The organism is Pseudomonas sp. TYF_14, assembly GCF_043105275.1.
GTDB lineage: Bacteria > Pseudomonadota > Gammaproteobacteria > Pseudomonadales > Pseudomonadaceae > Aquipseudomonas > Aquipseudomonas alloputida.
In genome coordinates this window covers 1-3189 of record NZ_JBICLK010000023.1, presented here as the reverse complement: position 1 = coordinate 3189, position 3189 = coordinate 1, and the positions used below count along the sequence as shown (strand labels likewise).

Sequence of the window (3189 nt, the reverse complement as noted above, 5' to 3'; positions counted from 1 at the left end):
GTCCAGTGGAGTTGTACGGGTGATCGGCCCGGCGTGCCAGTCTGCGGTCATGGTCAGTTCCTTTGACAATTGAGAAAGCAGAAAGCCCGAAGATGTTCATCTACGGGCTTTGCTGTGGTTCCACATGGCCTGGCTCGGCCTGTCAGCCTTCGAACTGTATCACCATCCGGCCTTTGATCTTGCCCTCCAGCATCTCGTCAAAGATCTGGTTGATATCCTCGATCGGTCGCAGCGTTACCTTGGGCACCACTTTGCCTTCAGCGGCAAACTGGAAGGCTTCCTGCAGGTCCTGGCGTGTACCTACCAGCGAGCCCACCACTTCGATCCCATCAAGCACCAGGCGGGGAATATTCAGGTCCATGGACTCCGACGGAAGCCCGACGGCCACCAGTCGCCCGCCAGCGCGCAAGGCATCGACAGCCGAGTTGAACGCGCCTTTGGCCACAGCAGTAACGACGGCAGCATGTGCACCGCCGGTTTTGGCCTGGATGACCTTCGCGGCATCTTCGTTGAGCGGGTTGACGACCAGATCCGCGCCCATCTCGCTGGCGAAGCGCAGTTGCTCTTCGTTGACGTCGATGGCGATGACTTTGGCGTTGAACACATTCTTGGCATATTGCAGGGCCAGGTTGCCCAGGCCGCCGAGCCCGTAGATGGCGATCCATTGGCCGGGGCGGACGTTGGAAATTTTCACTGCCTTGTAGGTCGTGACGCCGGCGCAGGTAATGCTGCTGGCGGCAGCGGAGTCGAGGCCGTCGGGTACTTTAACCGAGTAGTCGGCCTTGACGATGCAGGCCTCGGCCATGCCGCCGTCCACGGTGTAACCGGAATTCTTCACGTCGCGGCACAGGGTCTCGTTGCCGCTGTTGCAGTATTCGCAATGTCCGCAACCTTGGTAGAACCAGGCAACGCTGGCTCGGTCGCCTGGCTTGAGCGAGGTGACGCCCGGGCCAACTTCCTGGACCACGCCAATACCTTCGTGGCCCAGTACTACCCCGGTCTTGTCACCAAAGTCGCCATTTTTGACGTGCAGGTCGGTGTGGCACACACCGCAGCACTGCATCTTCAGCAGCGCTTCGCCGTGTTCGAGAGGGCGCAGGCTTTTCTCTATCACGTCCACGCGACGGCCTGGTGCAACGACAGCAGCTTTCATGAGAGCCTCCGTGTCTATCCGATGTGAGCTTGGGTTATCGTCGGGACAGCATAGACCTTGCCGGGCCAGGCAAAACTGCTTCAGGTCATGGTCAAGGTGGGCGCTTCCACAAAATACCTGCGTATGCCTGGCTGGCCTTTGCGGAAAAAAGAAAAGCCCGCGGCAAGGATGCGGCGGGCTGCAAGAACATACGGAGCAGGGCCAGTGTGCCCATCCGGATGTCGACATTTCGTGAAGGTCAGGTCATGAGGCTGTCATCATCTGCAACGAAGTGCGCAGGGTCATAAAAAAGCCCGCCATGGAAGGCGGGCAAAAGACGTTTGAAGGGAGAGCCTGCAGGTTGCGCCGGTCCGGTTAACCCAGGATTAAGCGACCACGCATTGACCCGGCACCCTGATCAGCCTATACAGGCCTGCCATTATCCCAGGAGCCAGCATGCGCGACGAAGACGACCTGCACGAACCCGAGCACGATCACCTGCTTGACCACGAATTTCTCTATGACGACATGGAGCCCGAGGCAGATGCCCAAGGCGCCGAGGATGAAGTGGAGGAAGACGAGGAAACGCTGGATGACCTCGATGACGAAGAGCGCGATCACCCAGCCTGGTTCGACGACTGCGACGACTGACTTAGCGACCATCCACCGAGAACCGCCCGGGCCCGCTTACCGCGAGCAACAGCAGGCCGCCCATGATGCTGAGGTTTTTCAGAAACTGAGTCATGTTGGCGCTGCGCTCAGGGTCGACCATGTTCCAGAATGGGTGGCCCAGCAGCGCCGTGCCCAGCACGAACAGCGCGAACAGAAAGGCCAACGGCCGTGTGTAGAAACCGAGGATCAACAGGATTGCGACGAGGAACTCCATGATGACGGCAATCCCAGCTGCCAGCATCGGGGCAGGGGCGCCGAGCGAGGTCATGTAGCCTACCGTGCCATCGAAGCCGGTCAGCTTGGCCCAGCCAGACAAGACGAAGAGGACCATCAACAGTACGCGGGCGATCAGGATAATGATGTCGCGTTGACCATCGAACAGGGAGTAGCGCATGGCGGCGTTCCAGTGGACGGGGACAAGCTCCACTTTAGCAGCTGCGCCAGACATTGCTGTCAGGCAGCAAAAAGGCGCCGCGAGGGCGCCTTTTCAACGAAGTTTGGTGCGAGTGGCGGGACTCGAACCCGCAAGGCTCACGCCGACAGATTTTAAGTCATTCTGCCCCTCATTCCGCTTACGAGAGCTGTTGAGAGCTTACGAGAGCTGAACTCGGCTTACTTGAGCTTAAAAGCTTTGAGAATCAAGGTCTTGAGGTGAGGATTGCACCGCTGCCGAGGGCTTGTGAGAGCTGAGCATGGCTGTTGGGTGCTGAGTTGAGCTGCCGGCGTAGCTACCAAGCCAGCTACCAAGAGCTACCAAGCTATCGAGTTGAATGAATTGATCGTTTTTTAGACAGCTTTAAGGCATGTGAAGGCTCACATAGCTTAGGCACGAGAGACAGATCAGTAGGAATGTGGCGCTGATGGCCGGGTCTTGCGACGGAAGGGGTGTTTAGTGGTGCCCCGAGCCGGACTCGAACCGGCACACCTTTCGGCGGCGCATTTTAAGTGCGATGTGTCTACCAATTTCACCATCGGGGCGCGATGTGAGCTGGCGATTAGACACGAAAATCTTGCGGAAATCAACGGTTTAGAGCCAGGAAGGAGTGTGGGCGTGGCATTGAAGATCAATTTTACTAAAGATGCGCTCAGAGATCTGGTTTGCCCTGAGGGTAAGTCTGAGATTTATGTGTATGACACTCATACAAAAGGCTTGGCTGTACGCGTCACTAAGGCCGGTGGAAAAACCTTTTATGTCATCCGAAAGGTCAAGGGCAAAGATCAGCGGCGCAAGATTGACGTCTTCGACTACAAGTCTACGAAACTACCAGTTATCAGGGAGGTTGCGGAAAAGAGCTACGCTAACCTGGATGTGATTTTGGTTGAGGAGCATAAAAAGAGCCTGAGGGAAAGCATTACTGTTAATGAAGCCTTTGAATCGATGATTG

General features: G+C 57.0%; 3 protein-coding genes, 1 tRNA gene and 1 pseudogene. 2 read left to right on the top strand and 3 right to left on the bottom strand.

Annotated features, from left to right (window positions below):
- Positions 1-142: 142 nt before the first annotated feature.
- Positions 143-1153: an alcohol dehydrogenase AdhP gene (gene adhP / locus ACF8O8_RS06620; protein WP_010954666.1), complete on the bottom strand. Its 1011-nt coding sequence runs from the start codon at positions 1151-1153 to the stop codon at positions 143-145.
- Positions 1154-1588: 435 nt separating this feature from the next.
- Between adhP and ACF8O8_RS06615 the strand changes: the two genes are divergently transcribed.
- Positions 1589-1783, top strand: coding sequence for a hypothetical protein (locus tag ACF8O8_RS06615; RefSeq protein WP_020191346.1), 195 nt, complete (start codon positions 1589-1591; stop codon positions 1781-1783).
- 1 nt (position 1784) lies between these two features.
- On the opposite strand, the gene ACF8O8_RS06610 is transcribed toward ACF8O8_RS06615, so the two are convergent.
- Together ACF8O8_RS06610 and ACF8O8_RS06605 are read right to left on the bottom strand one after the other, a co-directional pair.
- A complete protein-coding gene (locus ACF8O8_RS06610; protein WP_010954664.1) occupies positions 1785-2198 on the bottom strand; it encodes a DoxX family protein in 414 nt (137 codons plus the stop codon).
- A gap of 499 nt (positions 2199-2697) precedes the next feature.
- A tRNA-Leu gene (locus ACF8O8_RS06605) sits at positions 2698-2782 on the bottom strand.
- Between the two features lie 73 nt (positions 2783-2855).
- Here ACF8O8_RS06605 and ACF8O8_RS06600 point away from each other — a divergent pair.
- Positions 2856-3189, top strand: a pseudogene (locus ACF8O8_RS06600) (recombinase); the annotation flags it as partial.

Bases quoted from the DNA above. Each gene is read 5' to 3' on its own strand.
- ACF8O8_RS06610 (WP_010954664.1), bottom strand. From the start codon at position 2,198: ATGCGCTACTCCCTGTTCGATGGTCAACGCGACATCATTATCCTGATC.
- ACF8O8_RS06615 (WP_020191346.1), top strand. From the start codon at position 1,589: ATGCGCGACGAAGACGACCTGCACGAACCCGAGCACGATCACCTGCTT.
- adhP (WP_010954666.1), bottom strand. From the start codon at position 1,153: ATGAAAGCTGCTGTCGTTGCACCAGGCCGTCGCGTGGACGTGATAGAG.